The sequence below is a fragment of the Mesorhizobium sp. M7A.F.Ca.CA.004.12.1.1 genome, from assembly GCF_003997835.1.
GTDB lineage: Bacteria > Pseudomonadota > Alphaproteobacteria > Rhizobiales > Rhizobiaceae > Mesorhizobium.
In genome coordinates, this window is record NZ_RZRK01000623.1 from 1 (window position 1) to 3,672 (window position 3,672).

The following is a 3,672-nucleotide window of genomic DNA, read 5'->3' on the forward strand; positions in this document are numbered from 1 at the left end:
CAGTTGGATGGAACTGTATGAATTCCAAGTCGGCGAGTTCCGCCCCCGCCCATGCGGCGAGCGCCAGCCCGTGACCCCATGAGCCAGCGGGGTTTGTCGTGTCGCAAAACAGCCCGCCGACGCCGCCGGTCGCCAGCACCGCGCGACGCGTGGGCAGAGCGAGCGCGCCGGCTCGTCCTGCTGCGACCACGGCGATGACCGACCCGTCCTGCACGACCAGCCGGCGGACCTCCACATTTTCGATAATGGTGATCGAGGCTGTACGCCGAACCGCGGCGACGAGCGCGCGCACCAACTCGCGACCGGTGGCGTCGCCGGCTGCATGCACAATCCGCCGTCGCGAGTGTGCCGCCTCGAGCCCAAGTCGCAACGCGCGGTCAGGGTGCTGGTCGAAGTCGACGCCGAACCTTTGGATCGTCCTAATCGCTTCGGGTGCAGCTCGTACCACTCGCCGCACCGTGGCCTCATCGCAGAGTCCGTCGCCGGCAGCTATCGTGTCGCAAAGGTGAAAATCTGGGCCGTCGTCGCCCCCGAGACTTGCCGCAAGACCGCCCTGGGCAAGTTCACTGCAGGCTCCGGTTCCAAGCGGCGCGTTGGTCAAAAGCACGACCGGTTCCGGCGCCAGATGAAGCGCCGTCATCAGGCCGGCAATGCCGCCGCCGATGACGACCGGCGCCCCGGCGATGTCGCGAACCTCCAGACTCATAGAGAAAGCATGCGCTCGACCGCGCGGCGGGCGGGGCCGGCAATTTCGGGATCAATCCGGACCTCATGCCGGTTCTGCTCGAGTGCGGCGCGAATGTTGGCCAGGTTGATGCGTTTCATGTGCGGGCACAGATTGCATGGGCGAACGAACTCGACGTCGGGATGCGCGACCGCGACGTTGTCGCTCATCGAACATTCGGTCAGAAGGACGACACGCGTCGGTTTCTCACGCTCGACATAATCCGACATCGCCGCGGTCGAGCCGGAGAACTCCGCCTCCGCGACAACGTCTGGTGGGCATTCTGGATGGGCCAGCACGATGACGCCTGGATGGGCATCGCGCAGTTCCCGGATGTCTGCTGCGGTGAAGCGCTCATGCACCTCGCAATGGCCTTTCCAGGCGATGATCTCGACGTCTGTATCGGCTGCCACGTTCCTCGCCAGATATTCGTCCGGGAGCATCAGCACACGCGCCACGCCAAGCGATTCCACCACCGCCTTGGCGTTGCCGGACGTGCAGCAGATGTCGGACTCCGCTTTTACGGCGGCGGAAGTGTTGACGTAAGTAACAACGGGGACCCCCGGATACCGCAGCCGCATTAGCCGCACGTCGTTTGCCGTGATCGATTCGGCCAGCGAGCAGCCGGCGCGGAGATCCGGGATGAGCACGGTCTTGTTCGGATTGAGCAGTTTTGCCGTCTCGGCCATGAAATGAACGCCGGCAACCACGATGATGTCGGCGTCGACCGTCACCGCCTTGTGGGCCAACGCCAGGCTGTCGCCGACGATGTCTGCCACGCAATGAAAAATTTCGGGCGTCTGGTAATTGTGCGCCAGCACCACCGCATTGCGCTCACGCTTCAGCGCTAAGATGGCTTCAATATCGCCGGCGAACGCGGGCCATTCAACGGGTGGGATCACCCGCCGGACACGCTCATACAGGGACGCAGCCATAGGTAACGCCCCAGTCATTGGCGCCTCGATTATATTCGGTTTGACAATAAGGGAATATATCTACCTTGACTATAAGTATGTCAAGCCCGCGCCAGCGGTAATTTTGTCCCGGCGATAGCCCTGTCGTCGAGGACGGCATGCCGGAAGCGATAAAGCTTCGCCGGTCGGCCGCCCGTGTCGAGGGAGGTCTCCCCGGTCTCCTCAACAAGTTCCTGCTGCTCGACCAATCTCCGGAAGTTCGGCTTGTTGATCAGCCTGCCAGCCAAAGCTTCCACGGTTCGCTGCAGTTGCAGCAGCGTGAAGGAAGGCCGCATAAGCTCGAACACGACCGGCCGGTATTTGATCTTCGAACGCAGCCGCGCGATCCCGGTTGCCAGAATACGACGGTGGTCAGCGACCATTGGTTTGCCAGCCGCGGCCGCAATCGCGTCCCTGCCGCCACCGGCCTCCTCAATCAGAGCAGCTTCATAGAGCAACTCGTAGCGTTGGAGCGTGAGTTCCTCGTTCCAATGGCGGTCGTCGAAGCCGAAGGCTATCGCAGCGCGCTGCCGGCGCTCGCGTTGAGTGGTCGGCTCGCTGGCGCCGCCGGCCCACTCAATCAGGCGGGGCCGCAATCTATCGAGCAGCACAGGCGGCGTGCCGAAGCGGTGGTCCTCCCAGGGAAAATATTCGTACCAACTTTGCCAGCCGCACGCGGCCGAGTTCGTTGCCTGTTCCTTCCTGGTCAATGCGAGATAGCTGATTGAGATGACGCGCTGGTGGCGCTCAGTGCCGATGCGATCGCGATCGGCGAAGGTGTAGAGTTGCTCGATGTATCCAAGTGCATGGCCGGTCTGCTGCTCCACCCACCCCCTCAAACCCGACTGCAGTGATCGATGCTCAAGGGCAAAAGGTCCGGAAGGGAGGGTGTCCGCATGACCGACTGTGAGGACACAGGGCTCACTGTCGTTTACGGCGACCACGACGGCAGTCAGGTCCACTTTGGCTTCGTCAGCTTTGACGGCGGCTTTGCCTTTCTTGGTTCTTCTTGTCTGAGGATCCATGTTTGCGAAAGCGGGTTGGCCCAACGGAGCGCCTTAATCGATTGAATGTAACCTTGGCAGCCAGCACGTCAACACCGGAGTACTCAAGCGCTGTTTTTAGCTCTTCGCAGTCGCACAAAAATATGCCAAACGCGACACCCGCTGTTGGTAACGTAAGGGAAGGGGCCTCGGTTGAGCGCGGCTGGTCAGATAAAAGGGATGACTCCTCCAGATATTCGATCGCGAAAAGGCCAGACGCCACTTGTATGCTTGACGGCCTACACCACGCCGGTCGCGAGGCTGCTCGATCGCCACTGCGACATCGTTCTTGTCGGCGACAGCGTCGGCATGGTGCTGCACGGCCTGTCGTCGACGCTGGGGGTCACGCTCGACATGATGATCATGCACGGACAGGCCGTTCGCCGCGGCCTTGAACACGCGCTGATGGTCGTCGACCTGCCCTTCGGTTCCTATGAGGAAAGCCCAGAGCACGCTTTCGGCAACGCTGCGCGCGTGATGGGTGAGACCGGTTGTTCAGCGGTAAAGATCGAGGGCGGCGAGACCATCTCGGAAACCATCCGCTTCCTTACCGCGCGCGGCGTACCTGTCATGGCCCATGTGGGCCTGACGCCGCAGGCGGTAAACACGTTTGGAGGCTATCGTGTGCAGGGCCGGGGAGCCGATGCAGAGCGGATCAGGCGCGACGCCAGGGCGGTAACCGAAGCGGGCGCCTTCTCCTTGGTGCTGGAAAAGATACCGGAGCAGCTTGCACGGCAGATAACCGCCGATATCGACATACCCACAGTCGGCATCGGTGCCTCGCCAGCTTGCGACGGCCAGATTCTGGTGAGCCACGATATGCTCGGGCTCTTCACCTCATTTCGGCCGAAGTTCGTCAAACGCTATGCCGAGCTCGGTGAGCAGGCTGAGGCGGCAATCGCCGCTTACGCCACCGATGTGCGGAACCGGCACTTTCCGGCGGTCGAACATC

General features: G+C 62.1%; 4 protein-coding genes. 1 reads left to right on the forward strand and 3 read right to left on the reverse strand.

What is annotated here, in order from left to right:
* The 3 genes from EN984_RS26355 to EN984_RS26365 all read right to left on the reverse strand — a co-directional run.
* Positions 1-706, reverse strand: a 706-nt coding sequence (locus EN984_RS26355) for an FAD-dependent oxidoreductase (RefSeq protein ID WP_127384059.1), incomplete at its 3' end; no start/stop codon positions are given.
* Positions 703-1,677, reverse strand: a complete 975-nt coding sequence (nadA, locus tag EN984_RS26360; protein WP_095486074.1) for a quinolinate synthase NadA — start codon at positions 1,675-1,677, stop codon at positions 703-705. The genes nadA and EN984_RS26355, both read right to left, overlap by 4 nt.
* 62 nt (positions 1,678-1,739) lie before the next feature.
* Positions 1,740-2,702, reverse strand: a complete 963-nt coding sequence (locus EN984_RS26365) for a membrane protein (RefSeq protein WP_024505567.1) — start codon at positions 2,700-2,702, stop codon at positions 1,740-1,742.
* Positions 2,703-2,873: 171 nt separating this feature from the next.
* On the opposite strand from EN984_RS26365, the gene panB reads away from it, so the two are divergent.
* Positions 2,874-3,672, forward strand: a 799-nt coding sequence (panB, locus tag EN984_RS26370) for a 3-methyl-2-oxobutanoate hydroxymethyltransferase (protein ID WP_127384060.1), incomplete at its 3' end; no start/stop codon positions are given.

Excerpts from the sequence above, each read along its gene's own strand:
- nadA (WP_095486074.1), bottom strand. The coding sequence starts at position 1,677 with ATGACTGGGGCGTTACCTATGGCTGCGTCCCTGTATGAGCGTGTCCGG.
- EN984_RS26365 (WP_024505567.1), bottom strand. The coding sequence starts at position 2,702 with ATGGATCCTCAGACAAGAAGAACCAAGAAAGGCAAAGCCGCCGTCAAA.